This window comes from Mycoplana azooxidifex (genome assembly GCF_014196765.1).
GTDB lineage: Bacteria > Pseudomonadota > Alphaproteobacteria > Rhizobiales > Rhizobiaceae > Mycoplana > Mycoplana azooxidifex.
This window is the reverse complement of sequence record NZ_JACIEE010000005.1, coordinates 215,114-241,761: the sequence shown is the minus strand read 5'-3', so window position 1 is coordinate 241,761 and position 26,648 is coordinate 215,114. Positions and strand designations below refer to the sequence as shown.

27 protein-coding genes are annotated in these 26,648 nt (G+C 65.3%); 17 read left to right on the top strand and 10 right to left on the bottom strand.

From position 1 onward, the window contains the following. Nucleotides 1-79: 79 nt before the first annotated feature. Nucleotides 80-523, top strand: a complete 444-nt coding sequence (locus GGQ64_RS13060; protein ID WP_183804868.1) for a glyoxalase superfamily protein — start codon at nt 80-82, stop codon at nt 521-523. Nucleotides 524-566: 43 nt separating this feature from the next. Here GGQ64_RS13060 and GGQ64_RS13055 read toward each other — a convergent pair whose 3' ends face one another. The 5 genes from GGQ64_RS13055 to GGQ64_RS13035 form a co-directional block, all read right to left on the bottom strand. Then, complete coding sequence (locus GGQ64_RS13055) at nt 567-965, bottom strand: VOC family protein (RefSeq protein WP_183804866.1); 399 nt, start codon at nt 963-965, stop codon at nt 567-569. Between the two features lie 57 nt (nt 966-1,022). Further along, a complete protein-coding gene (gene cysE, locus GGQ64_RS13050) occupies nt 1,023-1,856 on the bottom strand; it encodes a serine O-acetyltransferase (RefSeq protein WP_183804864.1) in 834 nt (277 codons plus the stop codon). A gap of 95 nt (nt 1,857-1,951) precedes the next feature. Beyond that, nucleotides 1,952-2,941: a WD40 repeat domain-containing protein gene (locus GGQ64_RS13045; RefSeq protein ID WP_183804862.1), complete on the bottom strand. Its 990-nt coding sequence runs from the start codon at nt 2,939-2,941 to the stop codon at nt 1,952-1,954. 58 nt (nt 2,942-2,999) lie between these two features. Next, nucleotides 3,000-4,109 (bottom strand): CobW family GTP-binding protein, encoded by a 1,110-nt coding sequence (locus GGQ64_RS13040; RefSeq protein ID WP_183804860.1) that lies wholly within the window; start codon nt 4,107-4,109, stop codon nt 3,000-3,002. 105 nt (nt 4,110-4,214) lie between these two features. Beyond that, nucleotides 4,215-5,009, bottom strand: a complete 795-nt coding sequence (locus tag GGQ64_RS13035) for a creatininase family protein (protein ID WP_183804858.1) — start codon at nt 5,007-5,009, stop codon at nt 4,215-4,217. A 96-nt stretch (nt 5,010-5,105) separates the two neighbouring features. Between GGQ64_RS13035 and GGQ64_RS13030 the strand changes: the two genes are divergently transcribed. The 4 genes from GGQ64_RS13030 (at nt 5,106) to GGQ64_RS13015 (ending at nt 8,217) form a co-directional block, all read left to right on the top strand. Next, nucleotides 5,106-5,627, top strand: coding sequence for a MarR family winged helix-turn-helix transcriptional regulator (locus tag GGQ64_RS13030; RefSeq protein WP_183804856.1), 522 nt, complete (start codon nt 5,106-5,108; stop codon nt 5,625-5,627). Between the two features lie 52 nt (nt 5,628-5,679). Beyond that, a complete protein-coding gene (locus GGQ64_RS13025) occupies nt 5,680-6,711 on the top strand; it encodes a LacI family DNA-binding transcriptional regulator (RefSeq protein ID WP_183804854.1) in 1,032 nt (343 codons plus the stop codon). A 29-nt stretch (nt 6,712-6,740) separates the two neighbouring features. Next, on the top strand, nt 6,741-7,703 hold the full coding sequence (locus GGQ64_RS13020; protein WP_183804852.1) for a 2-hydroxyacid dehydrogenase: 963 nt from the start codon (nt 6,741-6,743) through the stop codon (nt 7,701-7,703). Between the two features lie 100 nt (nt 7,704-7,803). Continuing rightward, nucleotides 7,804-8,217, top strand: a complete 414-nt coding sequence (locus GGQ64_RS13015) for a hypothetical protein (RefSeq protein WP_183804850.1) — start codon at nt 7,804-7,806, stop codon at nt 8,215-8,217. A gap of 10 nt (nt 8,218-8,227) precedes the next feature. Here the strand turns inward: GGQ64_RS13015 and GGQ64_RS13010 are convergent, their stop codons facing one another. Further along, nucleotides 8,228-9,007, bottom strand: a complete 780-nt coding sequence (locus GGQ64_RS13010; protein WP_183804847.1) for a gamma-glutamyl-gamma-aminobutyrate hydrolase family protein — start codon at nt 9,005-9,007, stop codon at nt 8,228-8,230. Between the two features lie 477 nt (nt 9,008-9,484). On the opposite strand from GGQ64_RS13010, the gene GGQ64_RS13005 reads away from it, so the two are divergent. The 6 genes from GGQ64_RS13005 to GGQ64_RS12980 all read left to right on the top strand — a co-directional run bounded on the left by GGQ64_RS13005 (nt 9,485) and on the right by GGQ64_RS12980 (nt 16,204). Beyond that, nucleotides 9,485-11,797, top strand: coding sequence for a putative bifunctional diguanylate cyclase/phosphodiesterase (locus GGQ64_RS13005; protein ID WP_183804845.1), 2,313 nt, complete (start codon nt 9,485-9,487; stop codon nt 11,795-11,797). Between the two features lie 163 nt (nt 11,798-11,960). Continuing rightward, nucleotides 11,961-12,725, top strand: a complete 765-nt coding sequence (locus GGQ64_RS13000; protein WP_183804843.1) for an N-acyl amino acid synthase FeeM domain-containing protein — start codon at nt 11,961-11,963, stop codon at nt 12,723-12,725. A gap of 200 nt (nt 12,726-12,925) precedes the next feature. Next, nucleotides 12,926-13,150, top strand: a complete 225-nt coding sequence (locus GGQ64_RS12995; protein WP_183804841.1) for an aa3-type cytochrome c oxidase subunit IV — start codon at nt 12,926-12,928, stop codon at nt 13,148-13,150. A gap of 84 nt (nt 13,151-13,234) precedes the next feature. Then, nucleotides 13,235-14,386: a Re/Si-specific NAD(P)(+) transhydrogenase subunit alpha gene (locus GGQ64_RS12990; protein ID WP_183804839.1), complete on the top strand. Its 1,152-nt coding sequence runs from the start codon at nt 13,235-13,237 to the stop codon at nt 14,384-14,386. After that, nucleotides 14,386-14,796: an NAD(P) transhydrogenase subunit alpha part 2 gene (locus tag GGQ64_RS12985; protein ID WP_183804836.1), complete on the top strand. Its 411-nt coding sequence runs from the start codon at nt 14,386-14,388 to the stop codon at nt 14,794-14,796. The genes GGQ64_RS12990 and GGQ64_RS12985 overlap by 1 nt, the downstream gene beginning before the upstream one ends. A gap of 10 nt (nt 14,797-14,806) precedes the next feature. After that, nucleotides 14,807-16,204, top strand: a complete 1,398-nt coding sequence (locus GGQ64_RS12980) for an NAD(P)(+) transhydrogenase (Re/Si-specific) subunit beta (protein WP_183804834.1) — start codon at nt 14,807-14,809, stop codon at nt 16,202-16,204. A 117-nt stretch (nt 16,205-16,321) separates the two neighbouring features. On the opposite strand, the gene GGQ64_RS12975 is transcribed toward GGQ64_RS12980, so the two are convergent. Next, on the bottom strand, nt 16,322-17,209 hold the full coding sequence (locus GGQ64_RS12975; RefSeq protein ID WP_183805448.1) for a tetratricopeptide repeat protein: 888 nt from the start codon (nt 17,207-17,209) through the stop codon (nt 16,322-16,324). Nucleotides 17,210-17,509: 300 nt separating this feature from the next. Beyond that, nucleotides 17,510-17,740, bottom strand: a complete 231-nt coding sequence (rpsU, locus tag GGQ64_RS12970) for a 30S ribosomal protein S21 (protein ID WP_183804832.1) — start codon at nt 17,738-17,740, stop codon at nt 17,510-17,512. A 325-nt stretch (nt 17,741-18,065) separates the two neighbouring features. On the opposite strand from rpsU, the gene GGQ64_RS12965 reads away from it, so the two are divergent. From GGQ64_RS12965 to GGQ64_RS12940, 6 genes are all read left to right on the top strand, one after another. Continuing rightward, nucleotides 18,066-19,319 carry a sarcosine oxidase subunit beta family protein gene (locus GGQ64_RS12965; protein ID WP_183804830.1) on the top strand — a complete coding sequence of 418 codons (1,254 nt, stop codon included), beginning with the start codon at nt 18,066-18,068 and terminating at the stop codon, nt 19,317-19,319. A 227-nt stretch (nt 19,320-19,546) separates the two neighbouring features. Next, nucleotides 19,547-19,891 carry a sarcosine oxidase subunit delta gene (locus GGQ64_RS12960; RefSeq protein ID WP_183804828.1) on the top strand — a complete coding sequence of 115 codons (345 nt, stop codon included), beginning with the start codon at nt 19,547-19,549 and terminating at the stop codon, nt 19,889-19,891. Next, complete coding sequence (locus GGQ64_RS12955) at nt 19,888-22,881, top strand: sarcosine oxidase subunit alpha (protein WP_183804826.1); 2,994 nt, start codon at nt 19,888-19,890, stop codon at nt 22,879-22,881. Before GGQ64_RS12960 ends, GGQ64_RS12955 begins: the two co-directional genes overlap by 4 nt. Next, on the top strand, nt 22,874-23,422 hold the full coding sequence (locus tag GGQ64_RS12950; RefSeq protein WP_183804824.1) for a sarcosine oxidase subunit gamma: 549 nt from the start codon (nt 22,874-22,876) through the stop codon (nt 23,420-23,422). The genes GGQ64_RS12955 and GGQ64_RS12950 overlap by 8 nt, the downstream gene beginning before the upstream one ends. Nucleotides 23,423-23,490: 68 nt before the next feature. Beyond that, a complete protein-coding gene (locus GGQ64_RS12945) occupies nt 23,491-23,772 on the top strand; it encodes a CopG family ribbon-helix-helix protein (protein ID WP_183804822.1) in 282 nt (93 codons plus the stop codon). Nucleotides 23,773-23,775: 3 nt separating this feature from the next. After that, nucleotides 23,776-24,063, top strand: a complete 288-nt coding sequence (locus tag GGQ64_RS12940) for a type II toxin-antitoxin system RelE/ParE family toxin (RefSeq protein ID WP_183804820.1) — start codon at nt 23,776-23,778, stop codon at nt 24,061-24,063. 5 nt (nt 24,064-24,068) lie between these two features. On the opposite strand, the gene GGQ64_RS12935 is transcribed toward GGQ64_RS12940, so the two are convergent. Both GGQ64_RS12935 and glgX read right to left on the bottom strand, forming a co-directional pair. Then, the gene (locus GGQ64_RS12935; protein ID WP_183804818.1) at nt 24,069-24,557 is read right to left on the bottom strand and encodes a MaoC family dehydratase; all 489 of its coding nucleotides are present in this window, start codon (nt 24,555-24,557) and stop codon (nt 24,069-24,071) included. Between the two features lie 113 nt (nt 24,558-24,670). Continuing rightward, nucleotides 24,671-26,632, bottom strand: coding sequence for a glycogen debranching protein GlgX (glgX, locus tag GGQ64_RS12930; RefSeq protein ID WP_183804816.1), 1,962 nt, complete (start codon nt 26,630-26,632; stop codon nt 24,671-24,673). Nucleotides 26,633-26,648: the final 16 nt, after the last annotated feature.

Here is a 26,648-nt window from a genome sequence, read left to right as displayed (position 1 = left end):
TTTTCCAGCTTGCTAGGCATGCGAACCGGCGGCAATGCGGACCCCTCCGAAATGACGCATGCAGACACTGGAGAAACCCATGCGTCTGTCGACGCCACTCCCTTCCCTCGACGGCCTGAAGGATCAGGCCAGACGCCTTCGGGCACGCTTCGAAGCCGATGGCCAGCCGATCGGCCATTCCCGCGCGCTAGAGCTCATCGCCGCGCAATACGGCTATCGCGACTGGAACACCCTGCATGCCGCCGTCGGCAACCGGCCGCCTTTCGATCCCTGGCGGCTCGGCTCACGCGTGCGCGGCCACTATCTCGGCCAGCCCTTCGATGCGAAGGTGCTGGGCGTGCAGGCGCTGACGGCGCAACCGGGACACTACCGGCTGACGTTGCATTTCGACGAGCCGGTCGACGTGGTCACCTTCGAGAGCTTTTCCGCCTTTCGGCAGCGCGTGAACTGCACGGTCGACGAGACGGGCAGGACGGCTGCGAGAACCTCCGACGGCCGGCCGCACCTGGAGTTGGAATGGTAATGGTGGGGCCCGGGCACTGGTACTGGCACGGGCCGCCGCCGTCTCACTTCAGGTTCAGTTGCCAGGAGACGCCGAAGCGATCGGTGACCCAGGCGAATTCGCGGCTGAAGCCATGGTCGCCGAGCGCCATCAATTCCTCGCCGCCCTCAGAAAGGGTTGCGTAGATCTCGCGGATCTGCGCCTCGGATTCGCACTCGACGAAGAGCGAGAAGGAGGGCGTGAAGGTGAAGGCGTGGGTAACGGGGCTGTCGATGCACAGGATCGACTGGTCGCCGATATGGAAGCGGGCGACCATGACCGTTCCCTCCGGTCCCGCCTCGCCGGGGCCGTAGCGGACGATCTCGTCGATGGCGCAGTTGGGGAAGAGCGAGGCATAGAAATCCATCGCCTCCTCCGCCTTCCTCCCCTGGAACATCAGGAACGGTTTGACCGAGGCGACCATCGTACCCTCCTTGCCCTGGAACTCCGGTCCGTTTTTGTCGCGCAGTCGCAACCGCGGTTACAGGATGTCTTGCGACATCTCTTCCGCGGGAACCTCGGCCCGCTCGTGAACGCGCACGAGCGCTGCCGGCACGCCGGCGACCGTCGTCCTGGCCGTTACCTGCTTGAGGACCACGCTGCCGGCGGCGACCCTGCTGCATTCGCCGACCTCGAAGCTGCCGAGGATCTTGGCGCCGGCGCCGATCATCACGCCGCGGCGGACCTTCGGATGGCGGTCGCCCGTCTCCCGTCCGGTGCCGCCCAGGGTGACGTCCTGCAGGATCGAGACATCATCCTCGACGACGGCAGTCTCGCCGATGACGATCCCGGAGCCGTGGTCGAGCATGACGCCGGAGCCGATGCGGGCAGCCGGGTGGATGTCGACGTCGAAGGCGAGCGCGGCCTGGGTGGCGAGGAAGCGCGCGCTTTCGCGCTTTCCGGCGCGCCAGAGCCGGTGGGTGAAGCGATAGGCCTGCAGCGCCTGGAAGCCCTTCAGATTGATGAGGACATGGCAGGGGCCGGGGCAGGCGGGATCGCGGGTGGTGACGGCTGCGATGTCGGCCTCGGCGGCGCGCAGCAGGTCGCCGTCGGCCGCAGCCGTCATCACCTGCTCGAGCGTGCCGCGGTCAACGCCGCCTGCGGACAGGCGGGCGGCCAGCACCCGGACGAGCATCTGCGTGCCGGAGGAGGATATCAGGATCGGCTGGACGAGCGAGCGCAGCATCGGCTCGCGTTCTGCCAAAGCTATGGCTTCCGTGCGGATCGTGCTCCATACGCCGTCGCCCGTGCCGGGAAGACCCCGGGACTGGTCCGCCCGGGCGTCCTGTGCGACGCCTTGCAGCTTGCCTTGCATGGAAATCCCTCGGTGCACCTTCCGCCCTTCGCCCGAAGGGCCGCTTCTGTCCTGCTTCCTATCGGAAATTCGTGTCGGAATTGTCTCCGCCGCCGTCAGCCGGCGATGTCGACCACGCCACAGTCTCCCGCTTCGCTGGCGAAGGCAAGCAGCTTGCCGCTGCCGCTCCAGGCGAGCGAGGAGATCGCGCCCTTGCCGGGCCGGCGCAGCAAGACCTCGCGGTTGTCCGAGAAGCGGGCCGCGAGCACCATGCCGTCCGAATAGCCGATCGCGACGACGTCTTCGGCCGGATGGCAGGCGACCGCGGTCACCATCACGTCGCCGCGGGTGCCGAGTTCCAGCGGCGCCTTGCCCATCGGGCCGTCCTTCGAGGCGAAGGGCCAGACGATAGCAGCCGGCGCACCGGAGGAGGCGAGCCACTTGCCCTTGGCCGACCAGGAGATGGATTTCACCTTAGCCGGATAGCCGGTCATGCGCATGTGGCGCGTCTCGGCGCCGGGCTTAGTGTCGAGCTTCCAGCCGTGCAGGGCGTTTTCCTGCATGCTGGTGACGAGGAAGCGTCCGTCGGGGGAGAAGGTGACGCCGTTGTGGGCGCCTTTCCATTCGAGATCGACGGGCTGGCCGGCCATGGCGACCCAGTGCAGCGAGGCGCCGTTGTAGCGGGCAACGGCGATGCGCAGCCCCTTCGGCGCGAAGACGACGCCCTCGACGGTGCGGCTTTCGGCAAACTCCTTCAGCGTGCCGTCGGCAAGGCGGACGCGGGTGGTGCGGCCTTCGGCAAAGGCGACCGCGCCCTGCGGACCGGCCGCGACGACCGAGATCCACTTGCGCGGCACCTCGGAGAGAAGCGTGGCGGTGCCATCGGCGGCGATGCGGAAGACCTTGCCGTCCTCGCCGCCGGTGACGAGCGTGTCGCTCGCCTCGTCGCGGACGCAGGCCAGCAGCCCGTCATTGGCCTGGCTCACCTTGTGGCCATGGTCGAGCCGGTGGATTTCGCCGGTCGCGCTGGCGAAGAACGGCACATCGCCGAGGAACGCCGCGGCGACAACATGGCCGTCGAGATCGAGAGGAGCGACAGTCGGCATCAGCGGGCAACTTTCTTCAGCATACCATTGTCCGAAAACAGGTTGGTCGTTTTCGGCATCAGTCCGCCTGCGCCTCGCAGGCCTTGAAGGTGCGCTCGATCTTCTCGCGGTCGAGGTCGCGGCCGATGAAGACGAGGCGGCTCTCTCGCTTCTCGCCATCCTTCCAGGCGCGCTGGTGATCGCCCTCGACGATCATGTGCACGCCCTGGACGACATAGCGTTCCTCGTCGCCGGCAAAGGCGATGATGCCTTTCAGGCGCAGGATGTTCGGGCCGTCCGTCTGGGTGATCTTCTGGATCCAGGGAAAGAAGCGATCGGGGTTCATCTCGCTGCCGCGCAGCGAGATCGACTGCACCGTCACGTCGTGGATGGGCGAGGGGCCGTGGTCGTGATGTCCGTGGTCATGGTGGTGATGGTCGTGATCGTGATGATGGCCGTGGTGGTCATGGTCGTGATCGTGGCTGTGATCGTGGCCGCAATCGGGGCCGCAGACATGGTCGGGCGCGTCGTGGTCGAGGAAGTGCGGATCGTTCTCGAGCGCGCGCTCGAGATTGAATGCGCCCTGATCGAGCACTTTGGTCAGGTCGATGTCAGAGCGGTTGGTGCGGTAGATGCGCGCCGACGGGTTGATGGCGCGCACGGTCGCCTCGACGACGGCCAGTTCTTCCGGGGTCACGAGGTCGGTCTTGTTGACGAGCACGACGTCGGCAAAGGCGATCTGGTCCTCGGCCTCGCGGCTGTCCTTCAGCCGCAGCGGCAGGTGCTTGGCGTCGACCAGGGCCACGACGGCGTCGAGTTCGGTCTTGGAGCGCACGTCGTCGTCCATGAAGAAGGTCTGCGCGACCGGCACGGGGTCGGCCAGGCCGGTGGTCTCGACGATGATGGCGTCGAAGCGGCCGGGCCGGCGCATCAGGCCCTCGACGACGCGGATCAGGTCACCGCGGACGGTGCAGCAGATGCAACCGTTGTTCATCTCGTAGATCTCCTCGTCGGATTCGACGATGAGGTCGTTGTCGATGCCGATCTCGCCGAACTCGTTGACGATGACGGCATACTTCCGGCCGTGGTTCTCCGTGAGGATGCGGTTCAGCAGCGTCGTCTTGCCGGCGCCGAGGTAGCCGGTAAGGACGGTGACGGGGACGGGCTTTTGCGTGGCGGTGTCGGTCATGTCAGGATCCCTGAAAGTTTCAGCCCTCATATAGGGCGCAGGGTGTGGTCGCCGCAATACATGGCGCGTTCCCCCGACGCGATTGTATTGGAGAGCGCCGGCGAGTCAGCGCAGGGCTGAGACATCGAAGGCGTGCACGTCTTCCAGCAGTTCGACGAGGCCGGTGGTGGCGTGGGCGAGAAGCTGCTCGCCCCGTTCAGCCGTGGCCCTCGTCGCGTCGCCGGCCGCACCCTTCTCGTTGAGGTCGGACATCTTCCAGCCGAAGGCGTGCGGGCCGTAGGCGCGCAGGTGCCGGTGCCTGCGGGCGAGATCGGACTGGCGGGAGGAAAACCGCTCGGCCTTGTCGAGGTGGACCAGTTCCGGGTGGATCGCCAGCATCACCGACGTCTCGATGTCGCCGCCATGAATGTCGATCGCCTTCTCCTCCGGCGCGATCCAGCCGTCCGGCTGGCCGAAGCGGGTCCAACTCGTCGCCACCGCCAGCATGTCGTGGCGCACCCGCGCCTCGGTCACAACGATCGTCATCAGCGGCGAATTGCCGCCATGCGCGTTCAGCATGACGAACTTGCGGATGCCCAGTTCGGACAGGCTGCCCGCGATGCCGAGCCAGCGCCACACCGCTTCGTTCCAGTCGAGCGACTTCGTGCCCGGCACGTCGAGATGTTCGGGGGAATAGCCGATCTTCTCGGTCGGAAGGAAGGTGACAGGCAAATCCGTGGGAAGAGCAGCGACAAGGCGTTCGACGATCGCGTCGGCGATCAGCCAGTCCGTCTCGAAAGGCAGGTGCGGGCCATGCCCCTCGTGGGCGCCCAGGGGAAGCACGGCGATCCAGTGCGCGCGCGCAGAGGCCGGAAGGGCCGGATCGTTGTCCTGCCAGCGTCGCGCGGGTCGGAGCGTCATGGGAACCGCCATTTCATGTCTTGCGCATGGTCTTGTCGTCAACGGGTCGCCTCTGTCATACAAGGTGGCGGCGGCGAAACAAGATCGGGAGGCCCGATGGGCAAGAAAAAGAAGGAAGAGAAGAAGGAAAAGGCCCGGAAGAAGGAGCATGCCGCGATCGGACCGGCCGACGTCTCCGGCGCCATCGTCCAGGCGGCGCGCTCCATCCGCACGGTGCTTTCCCGTAATCTTCTGTCAAGCGGGCTCTATGCGGGGCAGGACGGCGTCATGCTCGCCCTGGCCGAGGGCGGCGGAATGACCGCCGGCGCACTGGCCGCCCGCCTCGGCGTGAAGGCGCCGACCATGACCCGGACCATCGGCAGGCTGGAGGCGCAGGGCTTTGTCGAGCGCCGGCCGGATACGACGGACGGTCGCCTGACGGTCGTCGACCTGACCAGGGCCGGCAGCGACTCGCTCGAGAAGATCGCCCAGGCCTGCGATCTCAGCGAGCGGCAGGCTCTCGAAGGCCTGAGCGAGAAGGAGGTTCGCACCCTGCTGAAGCTCCTGCGCACCGTGGACGGCAACCTGAGGGGTGTCGTCGTGCAGGACGGTGACAAGGCGGTTGCGGAGGAATTTTAAATAGTTTAAATAAACGATTTAAACGGCCTGCGACAAGAACATGGGGAGGGGAATGGCGCAAAAGGTCAAATTGTCCACGATCGCGGAAACGCTCGGGGTGTCCACCGCTACGGTTTCGCTGGCCCTGAGGGACAGCCCGCTGGTGGCGCTTTCGACGCGGGATCGGATCAAGGAACAGGCGCGTGCGCTCGGCTATATCTACAATCGCCGCGCCGCCAGCCTTCGCACCTCCAGATCCGGCATCATCGGCGTCGTCGTGCACGACATCATGAACCCGTTCTACGGCGAGATCCTGAAGTCGATCGAGAGCGAACTCGACCGCGACCGCCAGACGTTCATCCTTTCCAACCACTACGATTCGGTGGAGAAGCAGCGCAACTTCATAGAGACGCTGCTGCAGCTGGGCGGCGACGGGGTCATCATGTCGCCGGCGATCGGCACACCGCCGGAGGATATCCTCCTTGCCGAGGACAACGGCATGCCGGCCATCCTGATCGCCCGCTCGATCGACGGCCTGGACGTGCCGATCTTCCGCGGCGACGATACCTACGGCATCTCGCTTGCGACCAACCACCTGATCGGGCTCGGCCATCGCGTCATCGCCATGGTCGGGGGCACCGACCAGACGTCGACGGGGCGCGACCGCTACCAGGGCTATGTCAACGCGCTGCGCAAGGCCAACATTGAGGTCGACCCGGCGCTTCGCATTCCCGGGCCTCGGTCCAAGCAGGGCGGCTTCGAGGCTGCCGTCAATTTCCTGTCCCTGCCGCAGAAGCCGACGGCGGCGGTCTGCTGGAACGATCTCGTCGCCATCGGGCTGATGAACGGCATCGCCCGCGCCGGCCTGGTGCCGGGCCGCGACGTCTCGGTCACGGGCTACGACGACCTGGAGGAGGCGTCGATCGCAACGCCCTCGCTCACGACCGTCTGGAACGGCCAGTCCGAGGTCGGTCGCAGCGCCGCCCGGGCGCTGCTCGACAAGTTGTCGGGCAGCCACGAGCCCGACGGCATCCACCTGATCAAGCCGGAAATGCGCATCCGCCAGTCGACGGGGCCGCTCCGTCACAGCGGGCACGACCACTGAATTCGAACGATCGTTAAGGCAGGAAGACCATGCAGGAAAAGCCGAAGGTTCTCATCGTCGGGAAGGTGCGCGAACGCGTCGCCGAGCGGCTGGAGGGAGAGGTCGAGCTGGTGCGCTGCAGCGCAGCCCTTGAGCCCGGCAAGCTTGCGCCCGGGATTGCCGAAGGCATCCGCGGCGTCGCGGTGTCGGGCAGTTTCGACGCAGCCGCCATCGGCTGCCTGCCCAATCTCCAGATTATCGCCAATTTCGGGGTGGGATATGATGGCGTCGACGTCGGTGCGGCTGCCGCCCGCGGGATCGTCGTGACCAATACGCCCGATGTGCTCAACGACGAGGTGGCCGATACGGCGATCGCGCTGCTCCTAAATACCGTTCGCCGTTTCCCGGAAGCCGAGACCTGGCTGAGGGAAGGGCGGTGGGAGCGCACTGGCGCCTTTCCGCTTTCGAAGCTTTCCCTGCGCGGGCGTTCGGTCGGCATCTACGGCCTCGGCCGGATCGGCCTCGAGATCGCCAGGCGGCTCGAGGGTTTCGGCGTCTCCATCTCCTATCACACCCGCAGCCGGCGCGAGGAGGCTCCCTATGTGTACCATCCGACGCTCATCGGCATGGCCGAGGCGGTGGATACGCTGATCGCGATCGTTCCGAAGACGCCCGAGACCTACAAGACGATCGACGCCGGCGTGCTCGTAGCACTCGGGCCGAACGGTGTTCTGATCAATGTCGGGCGCGGCTGGACCGTGGACGAGGAAGCGCTTGCCGCAGCGCTTGAAGCTGGCACGATTGCTGCCGCCGGCCTCGACGTCTTCCAGGACGAGCCGCATGTTCCCGGCGCCCTGCTGGCGGCTCCCAACACCTGCCTCCTGCCGCACGTGGCGTCTGCCTCGGTCGCCACGCGCGACGCGATGGCCGACCTCGTCGCCGACAACCTTTTGACCTGGTTCAGGACCGGCAGGCCGCTGACGCCCGTGCCGGAGACGCCGGTCGGAGGGTGACGGCATGCAGCCCTCGCCCAAGGCGGTAACCGGTCGTTAACCTAGCGGCAAGTTTGCTGGCGCATGCTTTCTTGCGAATCGCACGAATTCGGAGAAAGCCATGCGAAAGCTGATCATGCCGGCCCTAGGGGCTATCGTCCTCCTTGCCGGTGTCTGGTCGCTTGACGGAACAACGCCGGATGTGGATCCCGTGATTTCCGGGTCGATCCCCCGCGATACGGGACCTGCCGCCGGAAAGGCATTCGCCGTTGCAAACATCGAGACCAAGGCGGATTGCGTGCTCACACGCGGCGAGCGGATGACCCATCACAGTATGCGCATGGCCGCGTCCGACGCATGCGAGGAGGTCTGGTCGGGACTGTCGCATGCCTCGACCTGGACGGAGGCGGGAGACGGCACCGTGATCGTCACGGACGCCGCGGGGGATGCGATCCTCACGCTTGCCGAAACCGACGGCCTTTATGAGGTGATCGATCCGTCCGGCGCGATCATCACCCTGCGCGCAGCGGAGTAGCGCGGCCGGTTCAGCCGGAAGCCTGGCGCTTGGTGGAAGGCTGCTTCGAGGCGGCGTAGTCGCGCACGGCCTCGCCGAATGCCTTGAAGAGATTGTTGGACGGCTCGTCCGACCCCACCCAGTATTCCGGATGCCACTGCACGCCGACGGCGAAGGCCTTCGAGCCGATCACCGAGACCGCTTCGACCGTTCCATCCTCGGCGACCGCCTCGACGGCGAGCCGCGGCGCCGTCGCCGAGATCGCCTGGCGATGCAGCGAGTTCACGCGCACGGTTCCGGCTCCGACCACCGAGGCGAGACAGGTCCCCTCCTTGACGATGACGTCCTGGCGAATGCCGTAGGCGACGTCGAGATCGGCAGTATCGGGCTTGCGATGGTCCCAGTTGCCGGGGATCTCCTGTATCTCGTTGGCGAGCGTCCCCCCGAGGGCGACGTTGAGTTCCTGCAGGCCGCGGCAGATGGCGAGCAGCGGGATCCCGCGCTCCAGCGCGCGCGTGATGAGCGGCAGCGAGGTCGCATCCCGCGCGGGATCGAAGGGGCCGTCGGCTTCCGTCGCCTCGAGACCGTAGTTCGAGGGATGGACGTTGGTGCGCGAGCCGCTGACCAGCACCCCGTCGACGCGATCGAGGATCTCGTCGAAATCGTGCCCTGCTTCCAGCGCAGGGACCAGCAGGGGGATGACCCCTGCGCCCTTGACGGCGGCGCGCACGTACTGATTGGGCGTGGCCTGCCAGACGTTGCCTTCAATTTCGCGGATGTCCGCAGGGATGGCGACGACAGGTTTCGGCATGATGAAGGAACTCCGAAGTTTGGGGCGCGGCAGGCGCCGGCGGAAGAGCCGGCCGTCATTTCACATGCGCCGCTGCTCTTCGCTTCCAAGGCTTGCCGGGAAAATGCTGTCCAGTCAATTCCCCCACGGTGGCCCGGCGGATCTCACCTGACTGCGCTGGGGCGAAATCTTGCCGTCCCTCGTTAGGATCCGGCTAACCCTGATTCGCGAAATCGGCGGGCCGCGTTGAAAAGAGCGTGATGCAATCGGCGCGCACCGTCGCCGGGCATCGATGCCATTTTGCATCGCTTGTCTATGCAGGGTTGCGTCGGCACAACTTCAGAAAGCGATCTGCAATACCAGGTTGAGTGCTTCGTGCGATTCAACGGCAAGGTAGCGGAATTCCTGTGCATTCCCCCGCACAATAGAATAATCTCGCGAAATCATTCATTAAAATTTCGCCGGTAACCCTCGCCCGTCAATGGGAGCGCCGAGTCCATGAAGGATCGAGGTCAAAGCACGCTGCCGACGGATGTGTATTTGTCGTTCGTCAGCTCGCTTTACGGAAACCGTCAAACGCTGTTCGTCGGCATGATCTCCCATGTGGTGACGTTCGCGTTCGTCTACGCGAAGACGGCCGATTCCTTCTTCCTTGCCTGTGCCGGCGCCATCATCCTGATCTGGTCGCTGCGCGCCTCCGGCATGCGCCGCTTCGACCTCGTCGACCAGTCCAAGCTCGACAATGACGGCATCCGGTACTGGGAGAACTGGTACAACACGGGTGCGGTGGGAACCACGCTGGTGCTGGGCACGGCGAGCGGCTACAGCCTGCTGATCAGCCGAGACAGCTTTGCCGAGCTTGCGACGATCTCGGTGACGCTTGCCACCATGGTCTCGGTCGTCGGCCGCAACTGCGGCTCCCGCCGGGCCGTCGACTACATGACCTTCTGCGCCTGTTTCCCGATGGTGGTGGGCTTCCTCGGGCTGCAGGATTTCTATCACGCCGTGCTGGCGCTGCTCATCCTGCCCTTCAGCCTGACGACGCGGATGATGGCCAACGGCGTGCGCAGCTTTCTCGAGAAAGCGGCACTCGCTACCCGCGAGATGAAGACGATCGCCGACCGGTTCGATGCGGCGCTCAACAACATGCCGCACGGCCTGCTGATGCTGGACGCGGATCACCGCATCCTGGTCGCCAACCGGCGCGCCTGCGAGCTTCTCCAGCTCGGAGACAAGGAGCGACTGAAGGACTGCCACCTCGACGTGGTGCTGCGCTACGGCGTGCGCAGCACCTTCCTCAATGCCGAGCAGAGCAAGGCCATGCTGCAGAAGCTGGACGAGCTGCTTCGGGGGCAGCGATCGCGCGCGCTCGTGCAGGTGACGGACGATTTCTACCTGGAGTTCACCGCCAGCCAGCGCGAGAACGGCGGGGCGGTCCTGATCTTCGAGGACGTGACGGCACGCATGCGCGCTGAAAACAAGATTCTGCACATGATCCGCTACAACAGCCTGACGGGGCTGCCGAACCGGGCCTACTTCGGCGATCTGGTCCAGCAGGCGCTTTCGGAGCGCAAGCGGTCGGGGACGGTCGGCTTCCTGGTGCTCGACGTGGACGAGTTCAAGCACGTCAACGACGTCAAGGGACACGTGACCGGCGACCGGCTGCTTTGCATGATCGCCGAGCGCATCCGCAAGGTCGCGGGCGACCGCGCGGTGGCGGGCAATCTGATGGGCGACGAATTCATCCTGTTCTTCCCCAACGAGAACAACCGCAAGGACCTCGAGGAACGCATGCGCCGGCTGCACCAGCAGGTGCAGGGAAGCTACGAGCTTTCCGGCACCACGTTCCGCGTCTCGCTCAGCGCCGGCGCCGTCCTTTGCGAGAGCGACGAGTTCCGCATGGAGGACATGCAGATCAAGGCCGACCTCGCCTTGTTCGAGACCAAATCGCGGGTCAAGGGCGGCTTTACCGTGTTCGAGGAGGAGATGGACGCGCGCTACCTGGAACGGCAGAAACTCAAGCTGGACCTGCGCGAGGCGGTTGCCAACAACGAGCTTTCGATCGCCTACCAGCCGATGTTCCTGCCGGACGGCTCGCGCATCGCGTGCTGCGAGGCGCTGGCGCGCTGGACCCATCCCGAACGCGGGCCTATACCGCCCACCGTCTTCATCCAGATCGCCGAGGAAATGGGGATCGTTTCCGACATCACGCGCCGGATCATCGAACGGGCCTGCACGGACTGCGTCGGCTGGCCCGAGCACATGGGCGTCTCGATCAACCTGTCGGTCCAGGACCTGCGCAATTCCGAGATCGTCGGCGTCGTGACGGATGCGCTCCTGAAGGCGGGGCTGAAACCGTCCCGGCTTCATCTGGAAGTCACCGAAAGCTGCCTGATGGAAGAACCGGTCAAGGTCCAGGCGGTGCTGCAGGAACTGCGCGCGCGCGGCATTACGATCGCCATCGACGACTTCGGCACCGGCTATTCCAGCCTCAGCTATCTCGATGCCCTGCCGCTCGACCTGATCAAGATCGACCGCTCCTTCGTCCGCAACATCAGCGAGGATGCGCGCCGCTTCAAGCTCCTGCGCGGCACCGTCAATCTTTCGCGGGAACTCGGCCTGCGGATCGTCGTGGAAGGCGTGGAAACCCGCGAGCAGCTCGCGCTCATCAACAAGTACAACTGCGCCGATCTGATACAGGGCTACGTCTTCGCTGCGCCGATGTCGAACAGCGCGATCATCGACCTGACCCAGGCGCTCGCCCGCAAGGCAGCCGACAACCGCGCAAAGAGCGGCCGGCACGTCGCCTGATACCTCCCCCTGTAATCCAGAAGTTGCTAAAACGTTGATTCTCAACAACATGGTTAATTACTGTTAACGTTAATAATTGGTAATTTACACAAATTGACCGAAATGATTGAGTGTAGCGGGGCGGTGCGGCAACCGCGGGCATTCAATCGGGGATTTGTGTTTCATGGCCAGCGTGCAATCGGCGACCAATCGATTTTCAGACAAGCTCATGCAACTTCTGGATCAGGTAGAATACCGCCGCGTCGAGACCGGGGAGGATATGGAGGAGGTCGCCCGCATCCGCTACAAGGCCTACAAGGCCGGCGCCGTGATGCATCTCGGGGACGACTCGCCGCTTTTGATCGACGAGGTCGATTTCGACAGCCACGCCTATGTCTTCGGCATCTACTACGAGGAGCGGCTAATCTCCACCGTCCGCCTGCACCACGTGACGCCGGAGCATCGCGTCACCTCGTCCGGCAAGGTGTTTCCCGACGAGATCACCGCCTTCCTCGATGCGGGCATGTCGCTGATCGATCCTGTTCGCCTGGCCGCAGATCCGGAGATATGGAGCGAAATGCCGGCCATTCCCTATCTCACGCTCAGGCTCGCCACCATGGCGACCGACTATTTCCAGACCGATCGCTGCCTGCAGATGGTCAAGCCGGCGCATTCGGCCTTCTACAAGCGCGTGTTCGACGCGGATTTCGTGGCCTCGCCGAAGAGTAACCAGGGCAAGTTCATCATCGACCTGATGCTGATGGCCACGCGGGTGAAGGAGGTCCTGCCGAAGCTCTACGAGCGCTTCCCCTTCTTCAAGTCGGAGCCCTTCGAGCGTCGGATGATGTTCGACCGCAGCGGCGACCCGCTGACTGTCCGGCCGACGGCGCGGCTCGCCCATTTCGGCTCCAGCCGCATCCAGATCAACCCGGCGAGCATCATCGGCTGACCCCTGAAATTTCCGGGGAGCCGTCCGGGGCCGCTCCGTCGGATATTGCGCGGTTGCGCGTTGCGCTTTTGCCGGCCTTTGTGTAAGGCCAGAGAAGGTGGAGTTTGTGCAAGGGACGGCGGCGCGGCGGCCGGTACTTTGGCAACGAGGAGGCGGACCGGCGGTTCAGCGTCGGACGCACGCAGACAGGAGACGATAGCATGGCAGAACATCACTCCGGGCCGGTCGAGACGGGTGCTCCGATGGACTATTCCGAGCACGAGAAGACCTACGATTTCTTCATCGGCGCGACAAAATACGGCACGATGTTCTGCGTCACGCTCCTGATCGCCATGGCCGCCGGGTTCTTTACCGGCGCCGGTTTCTTTTCCGCCCTGATCCTGTTGATCGTCCTTAACGTTCTCGGCTTCGTCCTCCTCCGCTAGCGGTTCCCGTTCGGATCTGCTCATGCGGCGTCCCTTGCCGGGCGCCGGGAGGACTTGGCGCGGCCAACTCGGGGGAGGATTGGCGTGGGTGAGGTAGTGTTCGTGTCGCGGGAAACAGATCCCGCGGAAAGCCGCGTCGCGGCATCGGTTGAAACGGTCAAGAAGATGAGGGCCCTGGGCTTCGACGTCATCGTCGAGGCCGGCGCCGGGGCGGCGTCGCGCATTTCCGATGCCGATTTCACCGCCGCAGGTGCCACGGTCGGCACGGCGGCGGAGGCCAAGGGCGCCGACGTGGTGCTGAAGGTGCGCCGGCCGAGCACGGCGGAAATCAAATCCTACAAGCCCGGTACAGCCGTGATTGCGATCATGGATCCGTACGGCAACGAAAAGGCGCTGGCGGCGATCGCCAAGGCCGGCCTGACGACGTTTGCCATGGAACTGATGCCGCGCATCACCCGCGCCCAGTCGATGGACGTCCTGTCGTCGCAGGCAAACCTCGCAGGCTACCAGGCGGTGATCGATGCGGCGGCCGAATTCGACCGCGCCATGCCGATGATGATGACGGCTGCGGGCACCGTTCCCGCCGCCAAGGTGTTCGTCATGGGGGCGGGCGTTGCCGGCCTGCAGGCGATCGCCACCGCAAGGCGGCTCGGCGCTGCCGTGACCGCAACCGACGTGCGGCCGGCCGCCAAGGAGCAGGTCGCCTCGCTCGGGGCCAAGTTCATCGCGGTCGAGGACGAGGAATTCAAGGCGGCCGAGACCGCCGGCGGCTATGCCAAGGAAATGTCGAAGGAATACCAGGCCAAGCAAGCAGCACTGGTCGCCGATCACATCGCCAAGCAGGATATCGTCATCACCACGGCGCTGATCCCCGGCCGCCCGGCGCCGAAGCTCGTCTCGCGCGACATGCTGCGGAGCATGAAGTCCGGCTCGATTGCCGTGGACCTCGCCGTCGAGCGGGGCGGGAACATCGAGGGATCCGCGCCCGGCAAGGTCGTCGACGTCGAGGGCGTGAGGGTCATCGGCTATCTCAACGTGCCCGGCCGCATCGCCGCCTCCGCCTCGCTGCTCTATGCCAAGAACCTCGTCACCTTCCTGGAGACACTGGTCGGCAAGGACACCGGGGCGCTCTCCGTCAACCCGGAGGACGAACTGGTCAAGGCGACCATGCTGACGCGCGGGGGTGCTGTGGTCCATCCGAACTTCGCGGCGGCCGACAGCAAGGGAGGCGCATGATGGCAAACGAACTTCTGGACAAGGCGATCGCCGATCTCGAGCGCGCGGTCGAAGCGGTTCGCACCGCGGCGGAATACGTGCCCGACGCTGCGGGTGCTGCCGCCCACGGCGTTTCCGGCGGGGCGATCGATCCCTTCGTGTTCCGCCTTGCGATATTCGTGCTGTCGATCTTCGTCGGCTATTACGTGGTCTGGTCGGTGACGCCGGCGCTGCACACGCCGCTGATGGCGGTGACGAACGCGATTTCGTCGGTCATCGTCGTCGGCGCGCTGCTGGCCGTCGGCATTTCGCTTTCCGGTGTCGCCACCGGCTTCGGATTCATCGCCCTCGTCCTCGCCTCCGTGAACATCTTCGGCGGCTTCCTTGTCACCCAGCGCATGCTGGCGATGTACAAGAAAAAAGAGAAGTGAGGTCGCGCTGATGTCGCCCAATATTGCTGCCTTCCTCTATCTCGTTTCCGGCGTGCTGTTCATCATGGCGCTGCGCGGCCTGTCGCATCCGACCACCAGCCGGCGGGGCAACACGCTCGGCATGGCCGGCATGGGGATCGCCATCGTCACCACGCTGCTGCTGGCGACACCGTCCATCGGCGGGCTGGCGCTGATCGTGCTCGGCCTTGCCATCGGCGGCGGGGCAGGGGCCTATATCGCCCGCGCGATCCCGATGACGTCGATGCCGCAGCTCGTCGCCGGCTTCCATTCGCTCGTCGGCCTTGCGGCCGTGCTGGTGGCTGCGGCCGCGCTCTATTCGCCGGCCGCCTTCGGCATCGGCGAGGTCGGCTCGATCCATGCCCAGGCGCTCGTCGAGATGGCGCTCGGCGTCGCGATCGGCGCGATCACGTTTACCGGATCGATCATCGCCTTCCTCAAGCTCGACGGGCGCATGTCGGGCAAGCCGATCCTGTTGCCCTACCGGCACCTGATCAACGCGACGCTTTTGGCGCTGATCGTCTTCTTCATCTTCGGGCTTGCGGTCAGCGAGAGCCATTTCGACTTCTGGGCGGTCGTCGTCCTGGCCCTGGTGCTCGGGGTCCTGATCATCGTGCCGATCGGCGGGGCGGACATGCCCGTGGTCGTGTCGATGCTCAACTCCTATTCGGGCTGGGCCGCGGCCGGCATCGGCTTCACGCTCGGCAACCTGGCGCTGATCATCACCGGCGCGCTCGTCGGCTCGTCGGGTGCGATCCTCTCCTACATCATGTGCAAGGGGATGAACCGCTCCTTCGTTTCCGTGATTCTCGGCGGCTTCGGCGGGGAGACTGCGGCAGCTGCCGACGATGGGGTCCAGCGCACGGTCAAGCAGGGTTCGGCGGACGACGCTGCTTTCCTGATGGCCAACGCGTCCAAGGTCATCATCGTGCCCGGCTACGGCATGGCGGTGGCGCAGGCGCAGCATGCGCTGCGCGAACTCGCCGACAAGCTGAAAGCGAACGGCGTCGAGGTGAAGTACGCGATCCACCCCGTCGCCGGACGCATGCCCGGCCACATGAACGTGCTGCTCGCCGAGGCCAACGTGCCCTATGACGAGGTGTTCGAGCTGGAGGATATCAATTCCGAGTTCGCGCAGGCCGACGTCGCCTATGTCATCGGCGCCAACGACGTGACCAATCCGGCCGCCCGCGACGACAAGACCTCGCCGATCTACGGCATGCCGATCCTCGACGTCGACAAGGCCAAGACATGCCTGTTCGTCAAACGTTCGCTGGGCTCCGGCTATGCCGGCATCGACAACACGCTGTTCTACAAGGACGGAACAATGATGCTGCTCGGCGACGCCAAGAAGATGACGGACGACATCGTCAAGGCGATGAACCACTGAGGCGCCCCCGGGACGCCCCTGGGCCGTCCCAAGCAGATGAGGGCTGCTGATCAAACGACAAAGCCCGCGGCGATGCCGCGGGCTTTGTCGTTTGAACCAGTTGTCGAAGAGGGACGCCTATGCCGCGCCGCCGCGGGTGCGGGCGACGCCGTCCTTGGCCGGCTGGTACTTCGGGTTGAGGCGCAGGGCATGTGAATAGGACTTCGCAGCTTTCGGCATGTCGCCGCGGCGCTCGTAGATCAGCGCCTGGTTCGTCCAGGATTCGGCGTTGTTGCCGTCGAGGCCGATCGCGGTGTTGAAGTCGGCGAATGCGTTGTCGTCGTCGCCTTGGGCGGCGTAGGAGAGGCCGCGTCCGTTGTAGGGCTCGGCCGAGCTCGGCGACAGCGAGATCGCCTTGGAGAAGTCCTCGATCGCCGGGCCGTGCTGGCCGCGGCGCTGGTAGATCAGGCCGCGGTTGTGATAGGCGCGCGGATCGGTGGTGTCGAGCTCTATCGCCTTGTTGAAATCGTTGAAGGCTTCGTCGACCCGGCCCGCCTGGCGGTAAAGATTGCCGCGGCCGATATAGGCGACGTCATAGCTCGGGTTGATCTGCAGCGCCATGTTGTAGTCGGAGGCGGCTTCCCCCTGCCTGCCGAGGCTGCGCTGGACCAGCGCGCGATTGGCATAGGCCTGGTAGAAGCGCGGATTGAGTTCGATCGCGCGGTTGAAGTCGTCGACCGCCTTGCGATATTCGCCGGCCCGGCCATAGGCCGATCCCCGGACGTTGTAGCCTTCCGGATCCTGCGGGTTCGCCGCGATCACGCTCGAAAGCGAGGAGATGTTCTCCGTGGAACCCTGGGCACGCTCGACGCGGATGACGTCGGTGCTCGTGCTGGCGCTCTGGCAGGCGCTGAGCGATGCGGCGGCGATGATGGAGAAGAGCGCCACTACCGTGGACCTGTGAAGATCCGAGACGGGAACAAGGCATTTCAGGGAGAAAGGCGATTGCCCCGTATTTGCTGCCATTTTCAAGATAGATGTCCCTCAACAAGGCGCTTCATGCGCCGATCCTAACACCCGCTTGCGTCGGGATGCTTCTCGCCACGTCGTGGCGTGTCCATCGGGCAATGCCCGGGCCCTTCGCCCGGGGTCGCGGCCATCGGCCAACATCCCCGGTTCCACCAGCCTCCCCGACGTCCAGGGCGGGCTTCTCCAGCCGCCCCGGATGATGTGCCTGCTTGCTGTCCCGAGCGCATCAAAAAAGGCGGTGGCAATCGCTTCGCCACCGCCAGACCTTGCATCCGAAAACGTCGAAAAAACGACGGATCAGCGAGCCGCAGGACGGCCGACGCTGACCAGACCCTCGCGCTGAGCGCGCTTGCGGGCCAGCTTGCGAACGCGGCGAACGGCTTCAGCCTTCTCGCGGGCGCGCTTCTGCGACGGCTTCTCGTAGTAGTCCCGCATCTTCATTTCGCGGAAGATACCTTCGCGCTGCATCTTCTTTTTGAGAGCGCGGAGCGCCTGATCGACGTTGTTATCGCGGACTAGTACCTGCACGAGTATCCCGTTCCTTTGTTTGTGTTGAACGCCTCGGAGCATCAGGTCAACGAGGCAATGCATATATCGTTTCGCAGCCCGGAAGGCGTGCGATTGACTGCTCGGATACCAGATCGCAGCCCCCAAGTCCAGACGGTTCAGCCGAAACCGGTGCAAAATTAACCGGGTTGCCCAGGGCCGCGCAGATGCGACGACGAGTCCCCTCGCGGGATGTCGCATGCGTACAAGGCACGCCGGAATGCGTCGCAAAGAAAACGTTGTAACTCGGCCAGATTTGCTTTCTATCGGCGATACGGAAACGATCCCGACATACGGAGTAAGGCGGATGCGCAAATATTCGGTCTTCGCCGTCGCACGCGAGGCGCTGCGCGGCCACAAGGGATGGGAGCCCCAGTGGGTTTCGCCCGAACCGCGCCAGGAATACGACGTCATCATCGTCGGCGGCGGCGGCCACGGACTGGGTGCTGCCTACTATCTCGCCAAGCAGCACGGCATCACCAATGTCGCGGTGATCGAGAAGGGCTGGCTCGGCGGCGGCAATACCGGCCGCAACACCACCATCATCCGCTCCAACTATCTCTACGACGAGAGCATGGACATCTACGAGCACTCGCTGAAGCTCTGGGAAGGGTTGAGCCAGGAGCTCAACTACAACGTCATGTACTCGCCGCGCGGCGTGATGATGCTGTCGCACAACGTCCACGACCGCCAGTCGTTCAAGCGCCACATCCATGCCAACCGCCTGCACGGCATCGACAACGAATGGCTGACGCCCGAGCAGGCGAAGGACTTCTGCCCGCCGCTCGACATCGCCGCCACTGCCCGCTACCCGATCAACGGCGCCGCCCTCCAGCGCCGCGGCGGCACGGCCCGCCACGACGCTGTGGCCTGGGGCTATGCGCGCGCAGCGTCCGACCGGGGTGTCCACATCATCCAGAACTGCGAGGTCAAGGCCATCCGCCGCGGACCGGGCGGCGAGGTGACGGGTGTGGAGACGTCGCGCGGGTTCATCGGCGCCAAGAAGATCGCCGTATCGGCCTCCGGCCACAACTCGGTGATCATGTCGATGGCGGACGTGCGCGTGCCGCTGCATTCGGTGCCGCTGCAGGCGCTCGTCTCCGAGCCGATGAAGCCGATCTTCCCGTGCGTCGTCATGTCGAACACGGTGCATGCCTATATCTCGCAGTCGGACAAGGGCGAACTCGTCATCGGCGCCGGCACCGACCAGTACAATTCCTACTCCCAGACCGGCGGCCTGCAGATCATCACCCATACGCTCGACGCCATCTGCGAGCTCTTCCCGATGTTCCGCCGCGTCAAGATGATGCGCCAGTGGGGCGGCATCACCGACAACACCCCCGACCGCTCGGCGATCCAGGGCGTCACGCCGGTGCCGAACCTGTTCGTCAACTGCGGCTGGGGAACGGGGGGCTTCAAGGCGACGCCGGGCTCGGCAAACCTATTCGCTCACCTCATCGCCAAGGGCGAGCCGCACAAGCTGGCTTCCGGCCTGACGCTGGACCGCTTCCGCTCCGGACGCCTGATCGACGAGGCCGCGGCCGCCGCGGTGGCGCACTGAACGAGGGCGCCGATGGCCAAGTCTTCTTTCCATGACGTGCAGCAGCGGCAGGCTCCCTCTTCTCGGCGGGGAGAAGGTGGCCCAAAAGGCCGGATGAGGGGGGCGGCATGTTTCGCCCTCGCTCTTGTCCGCTCCTGCCGTTCGCTCCCTGCGTCGCTCATCCCCCTCATCTGCCCTGTCGGGCATCTTCTCCCCGCTGGGGAGAAGAGGGTACAAGGAAATCCCGCATGCTACTGATCTATTGCCCCTATTGCGAGGAAGAGCGCTCCGAGCTCGAATTCCGCCACGGCGGCGATGCGCATATCGCGCGGCCGACCAACATTGCCGACATCACGGACGAGGAGTTCGAGGCGTTCTTCTTCCTGCGCGACAACCCGAAGGGCCTCATTTTCGAGCGCTGGCGCCATGTGCACGGCTGCGGCCGCTTCTTCAACGCCGCGCGCGACACGGTGAGCGACAAGTTCTTCGCCAGCTACAAGGCCGGCGAACCGAAGCCCGACCTTCCCGGCATCTCACCCGCCACGGAGAAGACGGTCGAAACCTACGAAGCCACGGAAGGGACTGCGAAATGAGCGGCGCCAATCGCATTGCCGGCCAGGGCCGCCTGACGCCTGCCAGAACTGCGCGTTTTTCCTTCGACGGAAAGAACTACGAGGCGCTGGAGGGCGATACGGTCGCCTCGGCGCTGCTCGCCAACGGGGTTCATCTCGTCGGCCGGTCGTTCAAGTACCACCGCCCGCGCGGCATCGTCTCGGCGGGACCGGAAGAGCCGAACGCGCTGATCGACGTCGCCCGCGACGCCGCCCGCCGCCAGCCGAATGTCCGCGCCCCGGTGCAGGAGGTGTTCGACGGCCTGAAGGCCACCTCGCAGAACCGCTGGCCGTCGCTTTCCTTCGACGTCGGCGGGTTCAACAACCTGCTGTCGCCCTTCTTCGCCGCCGGCTTCTACTACAAGACCTTCATGTGGCCGAAGGCCGCCTGGGAGAAGGTCTACGAACCCGTCATCCGCCGCGCGGCAGGTCTCGGCACTGCGCCGACGGAAGAGGATCCGGACCACTATGCCAACCGCTATGCTACCTGCGACGTGCTCGTCGTCGGCGCCGGCGTCGCGGGCCTTTCCGCAGCGCTCTCGGCCGCTGCCACCGGCGCGCGTGTCATCCTCTGCGACGAGCAGCCGGAAGTGGGCGGCGCGTTGCACTACGACCGCTCCGTCACCGTCGACGGCAAGGACGGCTTCGCCTGGGCGCAGGCCGCCGCAGCAGGGCTTGCAGCGATGGAGAACGTCACCGTCCTGACGCGCACGACCGCGTTCGGCTACTATAACCACAACTTCGTCGGCCTCGTCGAGCGGGTCACCGACCACGTCGCCCGCCCGGACAAGAAGTCCCCGCGCGAGCGGCTGTGGCAGGTGCGCGCCAAGCGCGTCATCCTCGCCACCGGCGCGATCGAACGCCACATGGTCTTCGGCAACAACGACCGGCCGGGCATCATGCTGGCGTCTGCCGCACGCACCTACCTCAACCATTTCGGCGTCGCCGTCGGCAAGAAGGTGGCCGTCTACACGGCGAACGATTCGGCCTATGAGGCGGCCTTCGACCTGAAGCGGGCGGGCGTGCAGATCGCCGCGATCATCGACAGCCGCGCCAAGCCGGGCGATGCAGTCGTCAACGAGGCTCGCAGCCACGGCATCGAGGTCCTGACCGGTCATTCGGTGATCGACACCAAGGGCCACCGCCGCGTGTCCTCCATCATCGTCTGCCGCAATGGCGGTGGCGGCAAACGCACGATCGCCGTCGATGCGCTCCTGACCTCGGCCGGCTGGACGCCGTCGGTGCACCTGTTCTCGCAGTCGCGCGGCAAGGTCGCCTACAATACCGAGACCGGCCAGTTCCTTCCCGGCACCTACGCCCAGGACTGCCTGTCCGTCGGCGCCTGCAACGGCACGGGCAGCCTGCAGGCAACCATCGAGGAGGCGCTCGCGGCGGGTGAACTGATGGCGCGCGCCACCGGCAACGAGGGCGGCGCGAAGGTCGAGGTGCGTGCGGAGAACGCCTTCGAATGGACTGGCGGCATGGCCGGTGCGGCCGAGGGCGCGGGTGCCGATACCAACGTCAAGGCGTTTATCGACTTCCAGAACGACGTCTGCGCCAAGGACATCCGCCTTGCCGTGCGCGAGGGCATGCACTCGATCGAGCACATCAAGCGCTTCACCACCAACGGCATGGCGACCGACCAGGGCAAGCTTTCCAACCTGCACGGGCTTGCGATCGCAGCCGAGACGCTGGGTCGCGAAATCCCGAAGGTGGGGCTCACCACCTTCCGCGCCCCCTATACGCCGGTGACCTTCGGCACGATCATCAACCATTCGCGCGGCGACCTGTTCGATCCGGCCCGCAAGACGCCGATGCATGCCTGGGAGGAGGCGCATGGCGCCATCTTCGAGGACGTCGGCAACTGGAAGCGTGCCTGGTACTATCCTCGGGCGGGCGAGACCATGCACGAGGCGGTCGACCGCGAGTGCAAGACGGTGCGCGAGGCCGCGGGCGTGTTCGATGCCTCGACGCTCGGCAAGATCGAGGTGGTCGGTCCGGACGCGGCTGAATTCCTCAACCTGATGTACACCAACGCCTGGGATACGCTGAAGCCCGGCCGCTGCCGCTACGGCATCATGCTGCGCGAGGACGGTTTCGTCTATGACGACGGCGTCGTCGGCCGCATCGCCGAGGACCGCTTCCACGTCACCACGACCACCGGCGGCGCGCCGCGGGTGATGAACCACATGGAGGACTATCTCCAGACCGAGTTCCCGCACCTGAAGGTGTGGCTGACGTCCACGACCGAGCAATGGGCAGTGATCGCCGTCCAGGGACCGAAGGCGCGCGAGATCATCGCGCCGCTCGTGGAGGGCATCGACATCTCCAACGAGGCCTTCCCGCACATGAGCGTGCGCGAGGGCAGCATCTGCGGTGTGCCGACCCGGCTGTTCCGCATGTCGTTCACCGGCGAGGCTGGCTACGAGGTCAACGTGCCGGCCGACTATGGCCAGGCCGTATGGGAAGCCATCTGGGCCCGGGCGGAAGCGCTCGGCGCCTGCGCCTACGGCACCGAGGCCATGCACGTGCTGCGCGCCGAGAAGGGCTACATCATCGTCGGTCAGGATACGGACGGTACGGTGACGCCTTTCGATGCCGGTCTTGCCTGGGCGGTCTCGAAGAAGAAGACGGACTTCGTCGGCATCCGCGGCCTGAAGCGCCCGGACCTGGTCAAGGAAGGGCGCAAGCAGCTCGTCGGCCTGAAGACAAAGGACCCGAAGGTGGTGCTGGAGGAGGGCGCGCAGATCGTCGCCGATCCGAACCAGCCGGTGCCGATGAAGATGATCGGCCATGTCACCTCGGCCTACTGGTCGGAAAACTGCGGCCAGTCGATCGCCTTCGCCCTCGTCGAGGGCGGGCAGTCGCGCATGGGGCAGACGCTCTACGTGCCGATGCCGGACCGTACGATCGCGGTCGAGGTGACGGACATGGTGTTCATCGACAAGGAAGGAGTTCGCCTCAATGGCTGAACAAGCACTCCGCAAAGCCCCGCTGGGCGGCTTCCATGGCGGCTCCGCCGCAGCCCATGTCACCGCCGCCGGCCCGGCCACGCGGCTGTCGCTGAGGGCCGGTGCCGACGCCGTTTCCGCGCTGTCGAAGGCGCTCGGCCTCGACCTGCCGCAAAAGCCGAAGACATCGGCGTCGGCGAACGGCCGCCATGCGCTGTGGCTCGGGCCCGACGAGTGGCTGCTGATCGACGAGAACGAAGCCGATCTCGCAGCCCTTGCCGCGAAGGCGGATGCGCTGCATTCGGCGGTCGACGTCTCCCACCGCAACACCGCGGTGCTCGTCGCCGGCGCAAGGGCGGCCGAGGCGATCGCCAGCGCCAGCCCGCACGACCTTTCGCCCAAGGTATTCCCGGTGGGGGCCTGCGCGCGCACGGTGTTCGGCAAGATCGAAGTGGTGATCTTCCGCACCGGCGAGCAGGAGTACCGCGTGGAATGCTGGCGCTCGTTCGCACCCTACGCGTTCGCGCTGCTGGCGGAAGGAGCGGAAGACGCGGGGCTGTAATTTCCATTTCATCGATGCAGGCATTGCGATACAATGTAGCGATCTGCGCTACATTGTATCGGTGTGCCATGACTGCTCCGTTTTCACTTCGCCTCGATCCAGCCCTGAAATCGCGGCTCGAAGAGGAGGCGCGTCATCAGGACCGCTCCGCGTCCTACGTCGCGACAAAGGCGATAGCGCAGTTTCTCGATGCGCAGGATGCCAAACGCGAGGCCATCGAACAGGCAATCAGCGATGCAGACGCCGGCGTGTTTGTGTCAGCTTCCGCAGTGCATCGATGGATGGACGGATGGGATGGGGGTGAGCCTGCGCCAGACCCCGAAGCGGATGTCAAGCCCGCCGGACGCTGACTGGTGGAGGTCGTCTATCTTCCGCAGGCTGTGGCCGATCTCCGATGGATGCGCCGCTACTATGTTTCCATCTTTCCTCAGGGCGCCAAACGTGCGCGCGAACAGGTCGTTGCGACAGAACGACTGTTATCCGGAAATCCGCATGTTGGCGAGATGCTGGGAATTGCGGACGTTCGCGAGTTTCCCATCCGCCGAACGCCGTTCACGTTCATCTATCGCATAAGATCGGAACGCGTGGAAATCCTGCGCGTGTGGGATCAGCGCGGCGATCCTGGGAGGTTCAGCGTCTGATGGGATCAAGCATCTTCCGGTCGATCCTTCGGATCGAACTGGATGATGGTCAGCCAGTTGGCGGTGAGCGCGGGCTTTCGTTCGTTCTCGATCTCGACGGTGACGTCGTAGGTGATCATCAGCATGCCGGCGCCGCGGAAGCGGGCGTCGGCCATGGTGAAGCGGCCGCGGACGCGTGCGCCGGACTTCACCGGCGTCATGAAGCGCACCTTGTCGAAGCCGTAGTTGATCCCCATCGTCTGCTCGATCACGTGCGGCAGGCAATCGTAGTTCATCGCCGACAGGAGCGACAGTGACAGGAAGCCGTGGGCGATGGTACCGCCGAACGGGGTTTCGGCGGCGGCGCGGACCGGATCGGTGTGGATGAACTGGTGGTCCTCGGTCGCCTCGGCGAAGCGGTCGATCATGGTCTGGTCGACCGTGAACCAGCGGGACACGCCGATCTCCTGCCCGACCAGGCCATTGACGTCGGCAAGATGAACTTCGCGAGGCATTCTGGATCCTTTCGTCCGGTAAAACGCGCGCATGTCCTCACGCGATCTTTAGCCTAAGCCGAGCCGATTGATAACTGGTTTCGCTGCGATTTCCGCCCGGAGAGCGCGCGGGATCAGGATGAAGCGAGAAGGACGTCGATGCTGCGCGGTGCGATCTCTTCCGGCGGCCCGCTGCTCTCTGCGAGGAGGCTGCGCCATGAACCGCCTGCAGCCGGAAGCGCAAGCGCCACAGGCTCAGCGCCCCGGTTGATGCAGACGGCCAGCCGGGCCATGCGCCCCGCTTCGTCGTCGCTCTCGAGCAGCATCACCAGGGCGCCGGCAGATGGTGCCTCCCAGTCTGAAACCTGCATCGGCGCACCGTCGGGGCGAAGCCAGACGATCTCGCCATCGTCCCCGAAGAACTCCGGATCAGTGAACACGGCGAAGCGCCGGCGGATCGCGGCAAGGGCGGTCGTATGGGCGATCAGCCCCTCGTCGAGCGTCGTCCAGTCGAGCCAGGTGATGGCATTGTCCTGGCAATAGGCGTTGTTGTTGCCCTTCTGGCTGCGTCCGCCCTCGTCGCCGGCGGTCAGAAGCACCGTTCCCTTCGAGACGAAGAGGCTTGTCAGCAGCGCCTTCGCGTCGCGGCGGCGGGCGGCACAGATGTCCGGGTCGTCCGTCTCGCCTTCGATGCCGTTGTTCCAGGCGTGGTTGTCGTTGTGGCCGTCGCGATTGTCCTCGCCGTTCGCCTCGTTGTGCTTCTCGCGGTAGGAGACGAGATCCGTCAGGGTGAAGCCGTCATGGGCGGCGACGAAATTGACGCTGCGGGTGCGCGTTGCGCCGTTGCGCCCGAAGACGTCGGACGAGCCGCAGAGCGCAGTGGCAAAGGCGCCGAGCCGCCAAGGATCGCCGCGCCAGAACAGACGGGTATCGTCGCGGAACCGGTCGTTCCATTCGAGGAAATGTTCGGGGAAATTGCCGAGTTGGTAGCCGCCGGGACCGATATCCCACGGTTCAGCGACCAGGATCCGGTCGGCCAGGACCGGGTCGGCCCGCATCTCCCCGAAGAGCGCCGCCTTCGGATCGAAGCCGTCGGCCGTTCGGCCGAGGATCGAGGCGAGGTCGAAGCGGAAACCGTCGATGCCGGTATTGACGACGAAATGGCGCATGCTGTCGAGGATCAGGCGGCGGACGATGGGATGGTCGCAGGCGATCGTGTTGCCGCAGCCGGTGTCGTTGACGAGGGTGCCCGGGTTGCCGGCGTCGTGGCGATAGTAGGTCCGGTTGTCGAGGCCGCGCATGGACAGCGTCGCGCCGAAGCGGTCGCTCTCGCCGGAATGGTTGAAGACGAGGTCGAGGATGACGCCGATGCCTTCGGCGTGCAGCTTCGCCACCGTCGAGGCGAGTTCGGCCATGCCGCCCGGCGCAAGCCGCGGATCCAGCGCCATCAGGGCGATCGGGTTGTAGCCCCAGCTGTTGTGCAGTCCGAGCGGGGGGAGGTGGCGTTCGTCGATCCAGGCGACGACCGGCATCAGCTCGACGGCATCGACGCCGATGCGCTTCAGATGCGCGATCACCGCGGGATGGGCGAGCGCTGCGATCGTGCCGCGGAGGTGGTCCGGGATATCGGGATGAAGCATGGTGAAGCCGCGGACGGCGACCTCGTAGATGACGCCGCCGCGGCGAAAGCGCGGGGGAGCGAGCTCCACCGGCCGGTCTACCGTGACGATCGCCTTCGGCACGAGATCAGCGGTGTCCTCGCCATGTTGCGTGAGGCGGACGTCGTGGGTGAAGCGGCGGTCGAGTTCCTTGGCGTAGGGGTCGACCAGAAGTTTCGCCGGATCGAACCAGAGGCCGTCGTCGGGCGAATAGACGCCGTCTGCGCGCAGGCCGTAGCGGCTGCCGGCGCCCAGACCCGAAACGAAGACATAGTGGAGATCGCCGTCGCGCTGCATCGGAATCCGGCGGACTTCCTGCCGGCCCTCGTCGTCGAAGAGACAAAGGTCGATCCGGGCGGCATCTTGCGATCGGACGGCAAAGGCGACGCCGCCATCCCGGACCCTTGCCCCCAATGTCGCATCGAGCGGTTCTGGCATCGCTTGGACGAGCCTC